Raw genomic sequence first — 18,141 nt, 5'->3', positions numbered from 1 at the left:
CGTCGGGACTCTTCCTCGCATCCGTTCGAGCTGCGCGGTCACCGCCGCGAGCCACCCCCCGATCCGCGGCCACCGCCGCGGCCGCGAAGAGGAAAACACGACAGATGAGTCTCACCGAGAACCCCGAGCTGCCGTCCGCCGTCCTGAGCGACGCGGTGCTCGACACCCTCGCCCCCGCCTTCCCCGCCGGCGCCGTCGACGAGCTGCGCAGCCAGGTGCACGGGCCGGTCTACGCGGCGGGCGACGACGGCATGGCCGCCGAGGTCGCCACCTGGAACGTCGCCGTGCAGCACACTCCCGCCGTCGCCGTCGGCGCCTCCTGCGCCGCCGACGTCGCCGCCGCCGTCTCCTGGGCCGTCGCGCACGACCTGCGCGTCGCCGTCCAGGCCACCGGCCACGGGCCGGTCCGCAACGCGGCCGGCTCCCTGATGATCACCACGCGGCGGATGCAGGGCGTGCAGATCGACCCCGAGCGGCGCACGGCCCGCGTCGAGGCCGGCACGAAGTGGGTCCGGGTGCTGGAGGCGGCCGGCAAGTTCGGGCTGGCGGGGCTGTGCGGTTCGTCGTCCGACGTCGGCGTCGTCGGCTACACCCTCGGTGGCGGCATGGGGTCGCTGGGTCGCAAACACGGGTTCGCCGCCGACCACGTGCAGGCAGTGGAGATCGTCACCGCCGACGGCCGGCTGCGGCGCCTCACCGCCGGCTCCGAGCCCGAGCTCTTCTGGGCCGTCCGCGGCGGCAAGGGCAACTTCGGCATCGTGACGGCGATCGAGATCGAGCTCTTCCCCGTCTCCGGTCTGTACGCCGGCGGCATCTTCTTCGCCGGCGAGGACATGGCCGCGGTCCTGCACGCCTTCCGCCAGTGGGTGCCGACGCTGCCGGACGACGTCAGCACCTCGGTCGCCATCATGCGGATGCCCGACATGGAGTTCCTGCCGCCGCCGCTGCGGGGGCAGACCGCCGTCCACCTGCGCTACGCCTACTCGGGTACCGACTTCGAGGAGGGGGAGCGCCTCGTCGCCCCGATGAAGGCCGCGGGGCGGATCCTGCTCGGCTTCATCGGCCCCATCCGCAGCACCGAGATGGACGCCATCCACATGGACCCGGTGGACCCGATGCCCGCGTGGGAGAAGGGCATGCTGCTGGCCGACCTGACGGAGCAGACCGTCGATGCCCTGCTCGCCGCGGCCGGGCCGCAGGTCGACATCCCGCTGATCATGATCGAGCTGCGGCTGATGGGTGGCGCGTTCGGTCGGCAGGCGGCGGTGCCGAATGCCGTTCCCGGCCGGGGCGGAGCGTATGCGGTCTACGTGATCGGCCCCGGGATCCCGGAGCTGGCACAGGTCGTGCCCCTGGTGGGGAGGGGCGTCCTGGCCGCCCTCGCGCCGTGGAAGGCGCCGGAGACGGTGATCAACTTCCTCGGTGAGGTCTCGGGCCCGGAGGAGGTCGCGGCGGCCTACCTGCCCGCGACGATCGAGCGGCTGCGCGAGGTGAAGCGCGCGGTCGACCCGGACGGCATCTTCTCCTTCGGCCACGCCATCTGAGCTCGTTGCTGTTGATGATCAGGTCTCCTGATCGAACGGGGTCCTACCTCACCGTCGACGGTGAGGTAGGACCCTCAACGATCAGGTCAGCTGATCATCGGGGGGCTCACTCGGGGAGGAGGACGCCCGGGTTGCAGATGCCGTGGGGGTCCAGGCGCTCCTTGACCGCGCGCAGCACCTCGACGCCGAGCGGCCCGATCTCGCGCTCCATCCAGGGGCGGTGGTCGGCGCCGACGGCGTGGTGGTGGGTGAGGGTGCCGCCGGCGGCCAGCAGCGCGTCGGTCGCGGCCCGCTTGGCGGTCAGCCACTGCTGGATGGGCAGCTCGTCGTCGCGGTCGGCCAGCACGGTCACGTACAGCGAGCCGCCGGTGGGGTAGGCGTGCGAGAGGTGGCTCATCATCAGCGGACGTCGTCCCTTCCGGGTCAGCGACTCGCGCAGCGCCCGCCGGACGGCGTCGTAGACGGTGGGCAGCGCCGACCAGGTGGCCGCCGTCTCCAGGGTCTCGACGAGCAGGCCGCCGTCCATGAGCTTGTCGCGCAGGTAGGGGCCGGAGAAACGGTTCTTCTTCCAGGCCTCGCCGACCTTGCGGCCCAGCCGCAGCGCCCCGCCGTCGCGCAGCACCGAGGCGGCGGCCTTCCTCCGCGCCTGGACGATCGGGGGCAGGCCCTCCCAGCCGAGCACGAGCATGCAGGCGTCCCCGTGCCCCCGGGCCCTGAGGCTGCCGCGCAGGGCACGGGCACCCGCCCCGGAGGCCATGAGCAGGTTCGCCCGGGTCTCGTCGGTGTCCGATAGCCGGACGATGTCGGGCAGCAGCTCGTGCCGGGAGAGCTGCTGCAGCGCGGCCAGCCCGGTGGCCCAGGAGCGGAACGACCAGCCCTCGTAGGAGCTGGCGGCCGGCGTCGGGCGGACCCGCAGCGTCAGCCCGGTGATGATGCCGAGCGTCCCCTCCGAGCCGAGGGCGAGGCCGAGCAGGTCGGGCCCGGCCGCGCTCGCCGGGGGATGACCGAGCTCGAGGACGCCGGACGGCGTGACCATCGTCACCCCCGCGACGAGCTCGTCGAAGCGCCCGACGCCGGTCGAGTTCTGCCCGGCGGAGCGGGTGGCGGCATATCCGCCGAGCGTGGCGAACTCCCAGCTCTGCGGAAGGTGGCCGAAGGTCAGCCCGTCGCGGGCCAGCGCCTGCTCCAGCGCCGGTCCGCGCATGCCGGGGCCGACGGTGACCAGGGACGACGGCACGTCGATCGCCTGCACCGACGACATCCGGGACAGGTCGACGGCGATCGATGGCCGGTCGTCGGGGTCCACGCCCGCCAGCCCGCCCACGACGCTGGTGCCCCCACCGAACGGGACGACGACGACGCCGAGCTCGCTGCACGCGGCCAGCAGCGCCGCCGTCTCCTCGGTCGTGCCGGGCAGGACGACGGCGTCCGGGGCGTCGGAGGCGTCGCCCTCGCGGCGGCGGACGAGGTCCAGGTAGCTCTTGCCCCCGGCCCGCCGCAGCCGCGACTCCCGGTCGGTGCGGACGTTGTCGGCCCCCAGCAGGTCGACCAACCGGGCGTTCGCCTCCTCGGACAGCCGGGAGGGCGCCAGGCGGATCTCGCCGACGGCGACGGGCGGGGTCGCGCGCGGGGTCCAGCCCAGCTCGCCGGACAGGTAGCGGCGGGCGGCCTTGGGCAGCGTCCTGCTCAGGTCGCCGTCGCGCGGTGCCTCGGCGGGGGACGACGGTCCCCAGCCCTGGATCGTCAGTTCCGGCTGCGTGGCCACCGCTACAGTCTGCCGGTGCTGCTGCCGGAGCGATCATGGTGACCGCGTTCCTGCCCGGAACCCTGTCGCCGGCCCGGCGGTCCGGAGATCTCGGCGACCTCCCCGATGCCACCGTGGACGTCGTCGTCGTGGGTGGCGGGGTCACCGGCGCCGGGGTGGCGCTGGACGCCGCGAGCCGTGGCCTGTCGGTCGTGCTGCTCGAGCGCACCGACCTCGCGGCGGGCACCAGCCGGTGGTCCTCCAAGCTCGTGCACGGCGGCCTGCGCTACCTGGTGCACGGCGAGATCGGCCTGGCCCGGGAGAGCGCTCGGGAGCGCGCCGTCCTCATGGGCTCGACCGCGCCGCACCTGGTGCGGCGACTGCCGTTCCTCGTGCCCGACGTCGCCGGCCGGGACGTGACCGCCCTGGCCGCGGTGGGCGGGCGGTTCGGGGACGCCGTCCGGCTGTCGGTGCCCGGCGGCCGCGGCTCGCTGCCGTCGACGCGCCGGGTCGATGCCGACGAGGTCTCGCGGCTGGTGCCGGGTGTGCGCGCCGGCCGTGGCGGCGTCGTCTTCTGGGACGGGCAGCTGGTGGACGACGCCCGGCTGGTCGTGGCCCTGGCCCGGACGGCGGCCGCGTACGGCGCCCGCATCCTGACCGGTGCGGCCGGAATGGCGGTCGACGGCGCCGACGTGCACGCGGTGGTCGACGGGAAACCGGTGAGCCTGCGGGCCGGGGTGGTGGTCAACGCCGCCGGCGTGTGGGCGCAGGCACTGGCGCCGTCGATCCGGCTGGTCCCCTCGCGGGGATCGCACCTGGTGGTGCGGGGGTCGGTGCTCGGGTCGCCGACGGCCGCGCTCACCGTGCCGCTGCCCGGCTCGCGCTCGCGGTACGTCTTCGCGCTGCCGCAGGCCGACGGGCTGGTCTACCTGGGGCTCACCGACGAGCCGGTCGGAGGCCCGGTGCCCGACGACGACGCGGTGCCCGGCGACGTCGAGGTGGCGCAGCTGCTGGCGACGGTGAACCAGGTGCTGGCCGTGCCGCTGACCCGGGACGACGTGGTGGGCGCCTACGCGGGCTACCGGCCGCTGGTGCTGCCCGCGTCGGCGGGCATGGGGCCCGGAAGCGCGACCGCTGACCTCTCCCGCAGGCACCTGCTGCAGCGGGACGGACCGGTCCTCACCGTCGTCGGGGGGAAGCTGACCACCTACCGGGCGATGGCCGAGGAGACCGTGGACGCCGTGGTCGGACGGCTGGGCCGGGGTGCCGCGCGGTCGCTCACCGCGCGGCTGCCGCTGGTCGGGGCCGCGCCGCGGCGGGCGCTGGAGCGGGTCGGCGCTCCTGGCCGGCTGGTGGCCCGGTACGGCACCGAGGCGCCGGTGGTCGAGGCGCTGGGCACCGCGGCCGTGGTGGCGGGCCGGCCGGAGACCGAGGGGGAGCTGCGCTTCGCCGTCCGGTACGAGGGCGCGCGGACCGTCGCCGACCTGCTGGACCGCCGCACCCGCATCGGACTGGTGCCCGCCGATCGCGAGCGCGCCGTACCGATGGCCGAGAAGGTGCTGGCGGAGGAGTCGTAGTTCCCAAGGCGTGGGAACAGCATTCCACCAGGCAGGACCAGCAGTTCAGACTGCACCCGTGGACACGTACACCCACGGGCACGCCGACCCGGTGCTGCAGTCGCACCGCTGGCGGACCGTCGAGAACTCGGCCGCGTACCTGGTCCCGGCGCTGCGGCCGGGGCTCGACGTGCTCGACGTCGGCTGCGGCCCCGGCACGATCACGGTCGACCTCGCCGCCCGGGTCGCGCCGGGCCGGGTGGTGGGCATCGACGTCTCGGCCGAGCCACTGGCCGAGGCGCGGGACGCGGCTGCCGCCGCCGGGGTGGACGTCTCCTTCGAGGTGGGGGACGTCTACGCGCTGGCCGCCGCCGACGACTCCTTCGACGTCGTGCACGCCCACCAGGTCCTGCAGCACCTGAGCGACCCGGTCGCCGCCCTGCGCGAGATGGCCCGCGTCTGCCGGCCGGGCGGGATCGTCGCCGTCCGGGACGTCGACTACGCGGCGACCACCTGGTTCCCGGCGGACCCGGGCCTGGACCGCTGGCTAGCGCTCTACGAGCGGGTCGCCCGGGCCAACGGCGCCGAGCCGGATGCCGGTCGCCGGCTGCTCTCCTGGGCGCACGCCGCGGGGTTGCGGGACACGGCCGCGACCGCCGGCACGTACTGCTTCGCCTCGCCCGACGAGCGGCAGTGGTGGGGCCGGTCGTGGGCCGGGCGGGCGACGTCGTCGGCGTTCGCCGGCCAGGCGCTGTCCTACGGCCTGGCGACGCCGGCGGAGCTGAGAGAGATCGCCGCCGCCTGGCTGCGGTGGGCGGAGTCCGACGACGGCTGGCTGGGCATGCTGCACGGCGAGCTGCTGATCGGCGTCTGAGCCCGGTCAGGTCGGGGAGGCTTTGCGGCGCTCGGCGTCGAGGGCGAGCAGTGCCCGCTGGACGCCGACCGCGACGGCCGCGAGCGCGAGGAAGCCGGGGTCGTCGTCGACCGTCGTCCGGCGGAGGCGGTCGGTGAGGTTGTCCAGCGCGTGCTGGGCGAGATCGATGCGGTGGTCACGGTCGTCGGGCCGGGCGGCGTCGACGTCGTGGTCCGGCGTGCGGACGACGCCGGCGAGCCCGTCGAGGGCGTCGGCCAGGCGCTCCGCCGTCCCCAGCTCGGGCCGCTCGCCGCCCTGGTGCTGCGGCCGGTACTCCGCCACGAGGATCGTGAGGTCGTCGGCGAGGACGGCGACCCGGTCCAGCGACCGCGACTGGGCACGGAGCCGCGCGGCGGGCTCCTGCCACTTCCGGGCCCGCGGATTGGCTCGCCGGGCCCGCTCGACCGTGCGCTCGGCGTCCCGCATGCGGTCCAGCGGCGCGCTCAGGGCCGCGACCCGTCGCTCCTCCTGCTCGGCCGTCGGCAGGTCCCCGCGCCGCAGTTCCCCGGCCACCTGTTCGAGGTGCTCGGCCAGCAGTTCCCGCACCCGGTCGATCTGCTGACGGGCCTGGGTCAGCTGCAGCGGCGGGAAGAGCAACGTCGTGATCAGGACGCCGACCGCGCTGCCGAACAACACCATCGCGGCGTAGGGGAGCAGGTACGCGGTGGGATCGTCCGCGTTCCCCAGCGTCAGGGTGAAGAGCGCGGCGACGCTCACCCAGCTCGCGGTCGAGCCCAGGACCCGCCACTGCTCCACCCCGATCGCGACGGCGACGACCAGTGCGAGGGTGAGGGCGGTCGGCACCGGACGGGCGATCTCGTAGACGCCGACCGCGATCCCGCCGCCGAGCAGGATCGCCAGCACCGTGCGCCAGGCGACGCTCGCGGAATCCGCGACGGTCGGCAGGCAGGCGATGATCGCGCCCAGCGGGGCGTAGTAGGCGTAGTCGGAGAAGGGAGCCGGCAGCAGGACGGCGATCTGCCAGGCGATCCCGGCGGCGAGCGCGGCACGGATGCCTCGCTGGACGGCCGGGCGGTGCAGCGGTGTCCACAGACTCTTCACGAGGTCAGACCGTTCCCTGGGGCGGGTCGGTCAACCGCGGCGGGGCTCAGGCCGGCTGCGGCCAGCGGAGGTGCGCCTCGAGCACGTGCAGCGACCGGTGCATCCCCACCGCCACGGCGCCCAGGGCGAAGAAGCCCTCGTCGTCGCCGATGGCGGAGTCCCGCAGCAGCGCGGTCAGCCGCCCGGCCGCCGAGACGGCGGCGTCGATGGCCCGGTCCCGTTCGTCGGGCTCGGTGTCCGTGGCGTGGTACGGGATCCGGACGACGCCGGCCAGCCCGTCGAGGGCGTCGGCGACCACCCAGCCGGTTCCGTCGTCCACCCGGTCCAGGCCGCGGCGATGCGGCTGGAACTCGACGACCAGCGTGGTGAGGTCGTCGATCAGGACGGCGACGCGGTCCAGGGCGCGGGACTGCTCCCGGATGCTCGCCGCGGCGCCCTGCCACCTGCGCGCCCGCGGATTGGCCCGCCGGGCCCGCTCGACCACCACCTCGGCGGCGCGCATGCGCTCCAGAGCGCGGTCGAGGTCCTTCCGCCGCGCGTTCCACTGGTCGGGTTCGGGCACCCGGCCGCTGCGCAGCGCGGTCGCCATCGTCTCCAGGTGCCCGGCGAGCAGGGCCCGGGCCGCGGAGATCCGGTCCACCGCCGTGGTCAGCTGCAACGGCGGGAACAGCACCGCCGTGACCAGCACGCCGATCGCCGCACCCAGGAGGGTCAGCCCTGCGTACCGGAGGACGTAGGGGCCCGGCTCGCCGGCCCCGACGGTGATCATGAGCACCGCGGCGAAGCTGACCCAGCTCGCCTGGTCACGCAGCACCCGCCGCCACTGCTCGATGCCGACGGCCAGGGCCACGATGAGCGCGATCGTCAGGGCGTTCGGGACCTGCCGGGTCAGCTCGTAGACGCCGAAGGCGAGGGCGAACCCCATGAGCATCGCGAAGACCGACCGCCATGCCGCGTTCGCCGAGTCCGCGATCGTCGGGTGGACGGCGATCACCGCGCCCAGCGGGGCGTAGTAGGCGTAGTCCGACAGCAGCGGTGGCAGCAGGACGGCCACCTGCCACGACAGCCCGGCCGCCAGCGCCGCCCGTATCGCCCGCTGCACCCACGGCTGCTGCAGCCGTGCGATCACCCACCCCATAGCGCCAGGATGGGGTCACGGCGGGCCGGGCGCACCCGTCCGGCGGGTGACGTCCGCCTCTCGGGTGGGTTCAGCCGCCGGACCGACCGTCCAGCCGGGCCGTAACCCGGCTCGACGGTCGACCACCCGGCCCATCCCGTCAATGATCACTGTCCGTCAGCTTCCGGGAACCCACCGGGTCGTCACACGATCGCAGTCATGTTCGGGTCGCCGGTCCGAGGCCGGATGTGCCAACGTCGAACCCCGTGTGCCCGGGACCTTCCTGGTCCGGGCCGGGGACATGGACGAGAACGCGGCGCGCATGCGGCCGGGAGAGGCGCTGCCCCATGTGGGAGTACGTGGTCGATCGCCGCGGGCTCATCGCCTTCCAGGCGTTCCAGCACGTCAGCCTCGTGGTCCAGTGCGTCGTCCTCGGGTCGCTGATCGCGGTCGCGCTGGCGGTCCTGGTCTACCGGAACCCGGCCGCGACGGCCGCCGCCAACGGGTTCTCGGCCGTCGGCCTCACCGTTCCCGCGTTCGCGCTCCTGGGCATCCTGCTGGCGCCGTTCGGGTTCGGCATCACGCCGGCGGTCATCGCGATCACCTTCTACGCGGCGCTCCCGGTGCTGCGCAACGCGGTCGTGGGGCTGGCCGGTGTCGACCGGTCGCTCGTGGAGTCCGCCCGCGGCATCGGGATGAGCCGGATGCGCACCCTGCTGCGCGTCGAACTCCCGCTGGCCTGGCCGGTGATCCTCGCCGGCATCCGGGTGTCCACCCAGATGGTCATGGGCATCGCCGCCATCGCCGCCTACGTGCTCGGGCCCGGCCTCGGCGGGTTCATCTTCTCCGGCCTCTCCCGGCTCGGCGGCGCCAACGCCCTCAACTCCGCGCTCACCGGGACGATCGCCATCGTCCTGCTGGCCCTCGTCCTCGACCTGCTGCTCGTCGTGGCGGGTCGGCTCACCACCCCCAGGGGGATCCGTGTCTGAGACAACGTCGGCGCCGTCGGCCGGAACGACGGGGGACGGCGCCCGGCACATCAGCGGGGTGGCCATCCGCCTGGACGGCGTGACGAAGCGCTATCCCGGCCAGGACCATCCCGCCGTCGACGACGTGACCCTCGAGATCGCCGCGGGGGACACGGTGATGTTCGTCGGCCCCTCCGGCTGCGGGAAGACGACGCTGCTGAAGATGCTCAACCGGCTGATCGAGCCCTCCAGCGGGCGGATCCACCTCGGCGACGAGGACGTCACGGACCAGGACGCCGACCAGCTGCGGCGACGGATCGGTTACGTCATCCAGGCCGGCGGGCTGTTCCCGCACATGACGGTCTCCACCAACATCGGGCTGGTCCCGAAGATGCTCAAGTGGGACAAGGAGCGCATCGCCGCGCGGGTGGACGAGCTGCTCGAACTGGTCGGCCTCGACCCCGCCCTCTACCGCGACCGGTATCCCCGCGAGCTCTCCGGCGGGCAGCAGCAACGGGTCGGGGTCGCCCGGGCGCTGGCCGCGGACCCGCCGGTCCTGCTCATGGACGAGCCGTTCGGCGCGGTCGACCCGATCACCCGTCAGCGCCTCCAGGACGAGCTGCTGCGCATCCAGGACGAGCTCGGGAAGACGATCGTGTTCGTCACCCACGACTTCGACGAGGCGGTGAAGCTCGGCGACAAGATCGTCATCTTCGACGTCGGTGCGCGCGTCGTGCAGTACGACACCCCGGAGCGGATCCTGGCCGAGCCGGCCGAGGAGTACGTCGCCGACTTCGTCGGCGCCGGCGCGACGCTCAAGCAGCTCACGCTCACGCGGGTGGGCGACGTCGAGCTCAAGCAGGTGACGACGGCGGCCGTCGGATCGGACTCGACGCAGGCGGTGGCCGCGGCGCGGGCCGCCGGGGACGACTTCGTCGTGGTGCTGGACCGCCGGGGGCGGCCGATCAGCTGGCCCACCCTGGCCGAGCTCGGCCGGACGACGACGGTCCCGGACACGGTGGACGAGCGGCTCCCCGTCGTGGGGCTCCGGTCCACCCTCAACGACGCGCTGGACACCATGCTGGCGGCCAGCCAGGGCGGTGTCGTGGTCACCGGCCGGCGGGACGGCCTGGCCGGGGTGATGGCGGTGGAGACGGTGATGGCCGCCATCCAGCGCAGCCGCGCCGAGGTGGCCGGATGACCGCATCCACCGAGCCCCGCACGGACGACGCGACCCAGGGGCCGCCGCCGGAGGAGACGGCCCGGCAGGCCGACGCGTCGGCGTCCCGGGACGGCGGCTGGCGCGCCCTGCTGCTGCAGCCGGTCCTGGTGGCCCTCGGCGTCCTCGCCTTCCTGGTGTGGCGGTTCACGGCCACGCTCAGCGAGACCGAGGCCCGCCAGCTGGGCTGGACCGTGCTGTGGAACAGCATCCGGGAGCACCTGTACCTGACCGCGGCGTCCGCGGCGACCGTGCTGGTGATCGCGATCCCGCTGGGCATCGCGCTGACCCGTCGCCCGCTGCGCCGGTTCAGCCCCCTCGTCATCGGGATCGCCAACACCGGACAGGCCGCTCCCGCGATCGGGCTGCTGGTCCTCCTGGCCACCTGGCTGGGGTTCGGCTTCGGGGCGACGGTGGTCGGCCTGGTGGTCTACGCGGCCCTGCCGGTGCTGCGCAACACCATGGTCGGCCTCCAGGGCGTCGACCCGCGGCTGGTCGAGGCCGGCCGCGGCATGGGCATGAGCGCCCTGTCGGTGCTCCTGCGCGTGGAGCTCCCGCTGGCTGTGCCGGTGCTGCTCGCCGGCGTGCGCACCGCGCTCGTGCTGCTCGTCGGCACCGCGACGCTGGCCACCTTCATCGACGGGGGCGGGCTCGGCGTGCTGATCAACACGGGCATCACCCTCTCGCTGGACTCCCTGCTGATCAGCGGGGCGGTGCTCGTGGCGCTGCTCGCGCTCGCCATCGACTGGCTGGGGCGGGTCGTCGAGCACGTCGCCCGACCGAAGGGACTGTGATGCGTTCCCCGCTCGGCGTCGCCGCCGCGCTGCTGACGTCCGCCGCGCTGGTGGCCGGCTGCGGCCTGGAGAGCGCGAACACCTTCACCCCGCAGGCGGAGCCGGGCGAGATCCAGCCGATCGCCGACGAGGGCGCGGAGATCGTGGTCGGCACCAAGAACTTCACCGAGGCGCTGATCCTGGGCAAGATCGCCGTGATCGCCCTGCAGGTCGCCGGCTTCGACGTCGTCGACCGCAGCGGCATCCCCGGTGCGGCGCCGGCCCGGGCCGCGATGCTCAGTGGCGACGTCGAGATGCAGTGGGAGTACACCGGCACCGGGTGGCTGAACTACCTGGGCATGCCCGAGGGCATCCCGGACCAGCAGGAGCAGTACGAGGCGGTCCGGGAGGCCGACCTCGCCAACGGGCTCACCTGGCTGCCGCCGGCGCCGATGAACAACACCTACGCCTTCGCCGTCCGCAGCGAGGCCGTGCCGGAGCTCGGCGGGATCGACAGCCTCTCCGACATCGCGGCACTGCCGGTGGAGGAGCGGACGTTCTGCGTCGAGTCCGAGTTCGCCACCCGCAGCGACGGGTTCGAGCCCATGCTCGAGGCCTACGGCATCCCGCTCGGCGACCCGCAGGGCGTGCCGCGGGACAACGTCCGGGTCCTGGACACCGGTGCGGTCTACACCGCGACCGACAACGGGGCCTGCAACTTCGGCGAGGTGTTCACGACCGACGGCCGGATCGAGTCCCTGGACCTGACGGTGCTCGAGGACGACCGCGGGTACTTCCCGGCGTACAACGTGGCCCCGGTGGTGCTGACCGAGACGCTCGAGGCGCACCCGGAGATCGCCGACGTCTTCGCCCGGATCACCCCGCTGCTCACCGACGAGGTGATGATCGAGCTCAACAGCCGCGTAGACGTCGGCGGCGAGCAGCCCGCGGACGTGGCGCTGGACTGGCTGGTGTCGGAGGGCCTGGTCACCCGCGGCTGAACCGGCCGGGACGCTCCCAGGCATAGGAACCTTTACATGCGTTCTGGGCGCTTGGGTTCAAGGAGTCGATGCAACACCCCGCGGTGAAGTGGGGTGGTGTCGATGGGGCGTCCGCGGATGCCGAAGGAGATCGAGCGCAGGTTCTGGCGGCTGATCGCTGCGGGATCGGCGACGGAGCAGGCGGCGGAAGCGGTCGGCGTGTCGGCCGACACTGGGCAGCGGTGGTTCCGCGACGGTGGCGGCATGGCGCCGATGGCATTGACCGAGCCCAGCGACCGATTCCTGACCGTGGCCGAGCGGGAGACGATCGACCTGTGCTGGGCCGAGGGCTGGCCGCAGGCCGACATCGCCCGCGAGATCGGCCGGCATCCCTCGACGGTCTCCCGCGAGCTGCGCCGCAATCGACTCGAGGGCTATCCGCGGCGTCCGCCGCTGCCCGTCGGCCAGCGGCACCGCCCCGGGCCGGCGCCGGGGACTCAGGGCCCGGGACGGCGCCCACGGCTGCGCTATCGGGCCGCGCCGGCGCAAGCCAAGGCCGAGGCGCGGGGCCGCCGCCCGAAGCCGAGCAAGATCGCCGAGTTCCCCGAGCTGCAGGCCTACGTGCAGCGGCAGTTGAAGGAGGGCTGGAGCCCCGAGCAGATCACCGGCCGTCTGGTCGTGGATTTCCTCGACGATGAACGGATGCGCATCTCACATGAGGCGATCTACCAGGCCCTGTTCGTCCAGGGCCGCGGTGGGCTGAACCGGGAGCTGACCAAGCACCTGCGCACCGGGCGGGCGCTGCGTAAGCCCCGCCGTCGTGTCGATGGCCGCCGGGAACGGATCAAGGACAAAGTCATGATCTCCGAGCGGCCCGCCGAGGCCGACGACCGCGCCGTACCCGGCCACTTCGAAGGCGACCTGATGGTCGGCAAGGACAGCGGCTCGGCGGTCGGCACCCTGGTCGAGCGCACCACCCGGTTCACCATGCTCCTGCACCTGCCGGCCGATCACGGTGCCGAAGCCGTCCGCGACGCCATCACCACCAAAATCGCCACGCTGCCGGTACATCTGCGCCGCTCGCTGACCTGGGACCAGGGCATCGAGTTGGCCAGGCACACCGAGATCACCATCGCGGCCGACCTGCCGATCTACTTCTGCGATCCGCACAGCCCCTGGCAGCGCGGCACCAACGAGAACACCAACGGCCTGCTCCGCCAGTACCTGCCCAAGGGCACCGACCTCTCGGTGCACACCATCGCCGACCTCGAGGCCATCGAGACCCGACTCAACGGCCGACCCCGCAAGACCCTCGGCTTCAAGACCCCCGCCGAAGCCTTCGCCCAGCTACTCTCCGAAGATCAACAAGCTGGTGTTGCGACGACCAGTTGAATCCGCCGCCTGAGAACGCCGGTAAAGGTTCCTATGCCTGCGTGGCAGCTGGGCGGCCCGCCGCCGACGTCAGCCGGTGAGCGCGCGGACGGTCTCGATGACGGCGAACACCGCGAAGACGACGAACAGGCCCGCCGCCACCCGCCGGATCAGCGGGATGGGCAGCCGGTCGGCGAGCGTCCGGCCGAGGAAGACCGCCAGGCCCGACACCACGAGCAGCGCGGCCCAGGCGCCGACGAAGACCGACAGCGGCTCGTCGTAGCGGGCGGCGAGCCCCGCGGTGGCCAGCTGGGACAGGTCGCCCCACTCGGCGGCGAACAGGACGCCGAAGGAGATGGCGGCCACGCGGAAGGACGAGGTGCCCTGCTTCGTCTCGTCGAGGTGCTCCTCCTCGGGCCCGCTGTTCGCGCTGCGCCACAGGATGATCGCCCCGACGAGGAACAGGACGGCGACCACGCCGCTGACCAGCGCATCGGGCAGCAGCGAGAGCAGCGATCCGGCGGTGACCGCGATCGCGACCTGCAGCCCGAACGCCGCACCGACCCCGACGAACACCGGGAGCGGCGCGAAGCGGGTGGCGAGCACCAGGCTGGCGAAGAGCGTCTTGTCCGGCAGTTCGACGGGCAGCACCAGGATGAACGCCGTCGCGATGACGGACAGGACCACGAGAACTCTCCTCCGCTCGGCACTGCCGGGCGGTGCTCGGACAGTTCAGTTCGTCGGCGCCACGGTAATCGAGGGATGGGCCGGGAAAGCCGTCGCGTCGGCCCGCCACCGGCGTTAGCCTCCGCACATGCCGTTCCGTTGACGCCCGTCCCCGAACGCCCTACCGCCCGCCGCACGGCCGCTCGCCCGCCTGGCCGTGGGCTGGGCCGCGCTGTCCGAGCTGGTGCCGCTCTACCCGCTCTACGCGCTGCTCTTCCTCGACACCGGGCTCTCCGGCGGGCAGATCTCCGCGCTGTTCGCCGTCTGGTCGGTCACCTCCTTCGTCACCGAGGTCCCCGCCGGTGCGCTCGCCGACCGCTGGTCCCGCCGCGGGGTGGTGGTCCTGGCCGGCGTCCTGCAGGCCGCCGGCTTCGCCGTGTGGACGGCGGCGCCGCAGGCATGGGCCTTCGCGGTCGGCTTCGTGCTGTGGGGCGTCGCCGGCGCGCTGGTCTCCGGGGCGACCGAGGCGCTGGTCTACGACGGCCTGGCCGCGGTGGGCGCGAGCGACAGCTACGCCCGGATCAACGGCTGGATGACCTCCGCCGAGCTCGTCGTCCAGGTGCCCACGGCGTTCGCCGCCAGCGCGCTGTTCGCCCTCGGTGGGTACCCGCTGGTCGGCTGGGCGAGCGCCGCCGTGTGCCTGGCCGCCGCCGCGCTGGCCCTCCGCTTCCCCGAGGCACGGCGGACGGCGGACGACGCGGAGAGGGGGTCGCTGCGCCAGGGCGTCGTCGAGGCGCTGCGTTCCCCGGCTCTCCGGGTGCTGGTGCTCGCCGTCGCGCTGATCGGCGGCCTGGACGCGGTCGAGGAGTACTTCCCCGTGCTCGCCGGCGACTGGGGGGTGCCCACCACCGCCGTCCCGTTCGCGGTGCTGGTGATCGCCCTCGCCGGGGCCGCCGGCGCCGCGCTCGGAGGCATCGCCGGCCGCATGCCCGGCGGAGCGCTGCTCGGGCTGCTGGTCGCCGCGGCCGGATGCCTGGCGGTGGCCGCGGTCTGGGCCCGGCCGGCGGCGCTGGGCGCCGTCGCGGTGTTCTACGCGCTCTACCTCGCGGTCCTCGTCGTGGCCGAGGCGCGGCTGCAGGACGGGATCGCCAGCGCGCACCGGGCGACGATCACGTCGGTCGCGGGCCTCGGCATCGAGGTGGCCGCGCTGCTGGTGTTCGCGGCCTGGGCGCTGGCGGGGCCGGTCGCGGTGGCGGTCCTGGTGCTCGCCGTCGTCCCGGTCGTCCGGGTGGGCCTGCGGACCAGGGAGCTCGACGTCAGACCGGAGGAGCCGGAGCGCCGGCCGGCGGAGCGGGGCTGACGGCGGGGCCCACGGACAGCCGGGGGAGCAGGGTCTGCACCAGCGGGCCGATCGCCACCGCGTAGAGGACGGTGCCCAGACCCAGCGTGCCGCCGAGCAGCCAGCCGCAGGCGACGACGGCCACCTCGATCGTCGTGCGCACCAGCCGCACCGACCGGCCGGTGCGGCGGACCAGGCCGGTCATCAGCCCGTCCCGCGGCCCTGGCCCCAGGTGCACGCCGATGTAGGCGGCGGTGGCGACGCCGTTCAGCAGGACGCCGGCCACCAGGAGCCCGACCCGCAGCGGGAGGGACGACGGCGCGGGGACGACGGCGAGCGTGGCGTCCAGGGCCAGCCCGAGGACGACGACGTTGCTCACGGTGCCCAGTCCGGGCCGCTGGCGGAGCGGGATCCAGGCCAGCAGCACCAGGGCCCCGACGGCGATCGCGACGGTGCCGATCGACCGGTCGAGCCGGTCGGCGAGCCCCTGGTGCAGCACGTCCCACGGCATGTTCCCCAGCGCCGACCGGATGATCAGGGCCATCGAGATGCCGTAGAGCAGCAGGCCGGCGTAGAGCTGGATCAGCCGGCGGGGCAGGCGCTGCCCGTACCGGGTCGCGGGGGAGGCGTCGAGCACGCGGCCATCCTCCGGGAGGACCGGCCCGCTGGCGGCAGGCCACCGGCGGGAAGTGGCCTGGTCGGTGCTAGCGGTCCTCCGCCGGGTGGCCGACGGGGTAGACGTCCGCCGCGGCGGCGGTGGCGGCGCGCAGCACCTCCTTCACCGGCAGATCCACCACCCGTGCGAGTGCGGCGACGTCCTCGTACTCGACGCTCACGTTGACCACCCGCCCGCCGTGGACGGCGACCTTCACCCCGACGGTGCCGTCGAGCACCTCGACCGACGACTGCACCCGCTCCAGCGCGACCTTGCCCACGGGCACGATCCGCAGGCCGATGCTCGACGTCGTCGCGAAGACCACCGCCTGGACGGCCGCGACGGCGTCCGGCCGGCACAGCGCCGAGAGGGTGTGCGCCGGCCGGCCCTTCTTCATCACGATCGGGGTCAGCCAGGCGTCCGAGGCGCCGGCGGTGAACAGGGCTTCCAGGACCCCGGGCCACAGCCGCGGGTCCAGGTCGTCGACATTGGTCTCGAGGACGACGGGGCTCTCCAGCACCACCGGACCGGCCGGCTGCGGCCCGGCGGGGTCGCCCAGCACCAGCCGGACGACGTTCGGCAGCTCGACGGGGTCCCGGCCGCCCGCGCCCGTGCCGACGCGCGCCACCCGCATCGGCGGCAGCGCCGTCCACTCGTCCACGCGGGCGGCGAGCAGGGCCGCCCCGGTCGGGGTGCACATCTCCGCGCGCACCGGCCCCGCGACCACCGGGACGCCGGCCAGCAGCTCCAGCACCGCCGGGCCGGGGATCGGGACGACGCCGTGCGCGCTCCGCGCCGAGCCGCTGCCCAGCGTCACCGGCGACGCCGTCAGGCGGGTCAGGCCGAGGTGCTCGAACCCGGCCACCACGCCCACGACGTCGGCCAGTGCGTCCAGCGCCCCGACCTCGTGGAAGTGCACGTCGTCCGGGGACACCCGGTGCACCCGGCCCTCGGCCGCGGCCAGCCGCTCGAAGACGGCGAGCGCGCCGTCCCGGATCGTCGCGGGCAGTGCCGCGTCGGTGAGCAGCGCCCGTACCGACGCCCACGTGCGGTGCTCGGACGACGGCGGTGCGTGCACGTGCACGCGGGTGGCGCCCAGCCCGTGCCGCGAGGTCTGCTCGGTCACCAGCCGGATCTGCTCGACCGGCAGGGCAGCCACCGCAGCGGTGAGGACGTCCAGCGGCACCCCGGCGTCCACCAGCGCCCCCAGCAGCATGTCCCCGGAGGCCCCCGCGGAGAGATCCAGCCACCCGATGGTCACCGGGCGATCATGCCGCTCGCCTGCAGCCGGGGGCTGGTGACCCTTCCGCCGGGGCGATCATCGCCGGTCACGACGTCATTCCCGGTAGGCCGCATCCGGGACGTCGGTGACGAACATGTGCCCTGGCGCATGCGTGATCGCGAACGGTGGGCGGGAGGCCATCAGCGCCGCCTGCGGGGTGACGCCGCAGGCCCAGAACACCGGGACGTCCCCGTCGGCGAGATCCACCGGGTCGCCGAAGTCCGGCCGGCCGAGGTCGGGAATGCCCAGCGAGGACGGTGAGCCGACGTGCACCGGTGCCCCGTGCACCTGGGGCATCCGTCCGGTCACCTGCACCGCGGGAACCACGTGCTCCGCGGGCACCGGGCGCATCGAGACCACCAGGGGGCCGGAGAGCCGCCCGGCGGGCCGGCACGCGCGGTCGGTGCGGTACATCGAGACGTTGCGACCCTGCTCGATGTTGCGAACGGGCACGCCGGCGTCCAGCAGGGCGGTCTCGAAGCTGAAGCTGCAGCCGATCAGGAAGGCGACCAGGTCGTCGGCCCACAGATCGCTCACGTCGGTCGGCTCCTCGGCGAGCTCACCGTGCCGCCAGACCCGGTACCGGGGAAGGTCCGACCGGAGGTCGGCGTCCGGTGCGAGAACGGTGCGGAAGGAACCCGGGTCGGTCACGTCCAGCAGCGGCACCGGCCGCGGATTGCGCTGCGCGAACAGCAACATGTCGAAGGCCCAGTCCTGGGGCACCACGACGAGGTTGGCCTGGGTGAAGCCCGGTGCCTCTCCGGAGGTCGGAACCGCCAGGCCGGCGCGGTAGCGGGCCCGGGCATCGGCCGGGGTCCGGCCCGGGAGCGTGGCTGGAGCAGCTGCGGTGGCTGTCACGGGGGCTCCTCCGGACGGCTCGAATTGCCGGGCGTTCGGCTCGAATCTACGGTCGACCGCGACGAGGTGAAAGCGCCGCCCGCCGCCGACGCGA

Annotated in this window: 16 protein-coding genes; 9 read left to right on the top strand and 7 right to left on the bottom strand. The window is 74.0% G+C overall.

Annotation, left to right across the window (positions count from 1 at the left end; translation table 11 throughout):
* Positions 1 to 104: 104 nt before the first annotated feature.
* A complete protein-coding gene (locus FHU33_RS23880) occupies positions 105 to 1,544 on the top strand; it encodes an FAD-binding oxidoreductase (protein WP_142028027.1) in 1,440 nt (479 codons plus the stop codon).
* A 106-nt stretch (positions 1,545 to 1,650) separates the two neighbouring features.
* On the opposite strand, the gene FHU33_RS23875 is transcribed toward FHU33_RS23880, so the two are convergent.
* Positions 1,651 to 3,309: an FAD-binding oxidoreductase gene (locus tag FHU33_RS23875; RefSeq protein WP_142028026.1), complete on the bottom strand. Its 1,659-nt coding sequence runs from the start codon at positions 3,307 to 3,309 to the stop codon at positions 1,651 to 1,653.
* A gap of 35 nt (positions 3,310 to 3,344) precedes the next feature.
* Between FHU33_RS23875 and FHU33_RS23870 the strand changes: the two genes are divergently transcribed.
* Positions 3,345 to 4,865 carry a glycerol-3-phosphate dehydrogenase/oxidase gene (locus tag FHU33_RS23870; RefSeq protein WP_142028025.1) on the top strand — a complete coding sequence of 507 codons (1,521 nt, stop codon included), beginning with the start codon at positions 3,345 to 3,347 and terminating at the stop codon, positions 4,863 to 4,865.
* A 58-nt stretch (positions 4,866 to 4,923) separates the two neighbouring features.
* Complete coding sequence (locus FHU33_RS23865) at positions 4,924 to 5,718, top strand: methyltransferase domain-containing protein (RefSeq protein ID WP_142028024.1); 795 nt, start codon at positions 4,924 to 4,926, stop codon at positions 5,716 to 5,718.
* A 6-nt stretch (positions 5,719 to 5,724) separates the two neighbouring features.
* Here the strand turns inward: FHU33_RS23865 and FHU33_RS23860 are convergent, their stop codons facing one another.
* Both FHU33_RS23860 and FHU33_RS23855 read right to left on the bottom strand, forming a co-directional pair.
* A complete protein-coding gene (locus FHU33_RS23860; protein ID WP_142028023.1) occupies positions 5,725 to 6,819 on the bottom strand; it encodes an FUSC family protein in 1,095 nt (364 codons plus the stop codon).
* 46 nt (positions 6,820 to 6,865) lie between these two features.
* The gene (locus tag FHU33_RS23855) at positions 6,866 to 7,957 is read right to left on the bottom strand and encodes an FUSC family protein (RefSeq protein ID WP_142028022.1); all 1,092 of its coding nucleotides are present in this window, start codon (positions 7,955 to 7,957) and stop codon (positions 6,866 to 6,868) included.
* Positions 7,958 to 8,283: 326 nt separating this feature from the next.
* On the opposite strand from FHU33_RS23855, the gene FHU33_RS23850 reads away from it, so the two are divergent.
* The 5 genes from FHU33_RS23850 to FHU33_RS23830 all read left to right on the top strand — a co-directional run bounded on the left by FHU33_RS23850 (position 8,284) and on the right by FHU33_RS23830 (position 13,268).
* Entirely contained in the window at positions 8,284 to 8,925 is a 642-nt protein-coding gene (locus FHU33_RS23850) for an ABC transporter permease (protein WP_142028021.1), read from the top strand.
* Positions 8,918 to 10,105 carry an ABC transporter ATP-binding protein gene (locus tag FHU33_RS23845; RefSeq protein WP_142028020.1) on the top strand — a complete coding sequence of 396 codons (1,188 nt, stop codon included), beginning with the start codon at positions 8,918 to 8,920 and terminating at the stop codon, positions 10,103 to 10,105. Before FHU33_RS23850 ends, FHU33_RS23845 begins: the two co-directional genes overlap by 8 nt.
* Positions 10,102 to 10,917, top strand: coding sequence for an ABC transporter permease (locus FHU33_RS23840; RefSeq protein ID WP_142028019.1), 816 nt, complete (start codon positions 10,102 to 10,104; stop codon positions 10,915 to 10,917). Before FHU33_RS23845 ends, FHU33_RS23840 begins: the two co-directional genes overlap by 4 nt.
* On the top strand, positions 10,917 to 11,897 hold the full coding sequence (locus FHU33_RS23835) for a glycine betaine ABC transporter substrate-binding protein (protein ID WP_142028018.1): 981 nt from the start codon (positions 10,917 to 10,919) through the stop codon (positions 11,895 to 11,897). The genes FHU33_RS23840 and FHU33_RS23835 overlap by 1 nt, the downstream gene beginning before the upstream one ends.
* Before the next feature lie 102 nt (positions 11,898 to 11,999).
* Entirely contained in the window at positions 12,000 to 13,268 is a 1,269-nt protein-coding gene (locus tag FHU33_RS23830) for an IS30 family transposase (protein ID WP_211355014.1), read from the top strand.
* A 69-nt stretch (positions 13,269 to 13,337) separates the two neighbouring features.
* On the opposite strand, the gene FHU33_RS23825 is transcribed toward FHU33_RS23830, so the two are convergent.
* Positions 13,338 to 13,934: a TMEM165/GDT1 family protein gene (locus FHU33_RS23825; RefSeq protein ID WP_211355338.1), complete on the bottom strand. Its 597-nt coding sequence runs from the start codon at positions 13,932 to 13,934 to the stop codon at positions 13,338 to 13,340.
* Positions 13,935 to 14,130: 196 nt separating this feature from the next.
* On the opposite strand from FHU33_RS23825, the gene FHU33_RS23820 reads away from it, so the two are divergent.
* On the top strand, positions 14,131 to 15,273 hold the full coding sequence (locus FHU33_RS23820; protein ID WP_142028017.1) for an MFS transporter: 1,143 nt from the start codon (positions 14,131 to 14,133) through the stop codon (positions 15,271 to 15,273).
* On the opposite strand, the gene yczE is transcribed toward FHU33_RS23820, so the two are convergent.
* The 3 genes from yczE to FHU33_RS23805 form a co-directional block, all read right to left on the bottom strand.
* Positions 15,230 to 15,889 (bottom strand): membrane protein YczE, encoded by a 660-nt coding sequence (gene yczE / locus FHU33_RS23815; RefSeq protein ID WP_211355337.1) that lies wholly within the window; start codon positions 15,887 to 15,889, stop codon positions 15,230 to 15,232. The two genes, FHU33_RS23820 and yczE, sit on opposite strands and share 44 nt — an antisense overlap.
* Before the next feature lie 67 nt (positions 15,890 to 15,956).
* Positions 15,957 to 17,168: a nickel pincer cofactor biosynthesis protein LarC gene (gene larC / locus FHU33_RS23810; RefSeq protein WP_142028016.1), complete on the bottom strand. Its 1,212-nt coding sequence runs from the start codon at positions 17,166 to 17,168 to the stop codon at positions 15,957 to 15,959.
* A 75-nt stretch (positions 17,169 to 17,243) separates the two neighbouring features.
* Positions 17,244 to 18,047: a putative hydro-lyase gene (locus FHU33_RS23805; RefSeq protein WP_142028015.1), complete on the bottom strand. Its 804-nt coding sequence runs from the start codon at positions 18,045 to 18,047 to the stop codon at positions 17,244 to 17,246.
* Positions 18,048 to 18,141 lie beyond the last annotated feature (94 nt).

It is taken from the genome of Blastococcus colisei (assembly GCF_006717095.1).
In the GTDB taxonomy this organism is placed as follows: domain Bacteria; phylum Actinomycetota; class Actinomycetes; order Mycobacteriales; family Geodermatophilaceae; genus Blastococcus_B; species Blastococcus_B colisei.
Note: the sequence above shows the minus strand (reverse complement) of the source record. Positions and strands in the feature narration are given on the sequence as shown.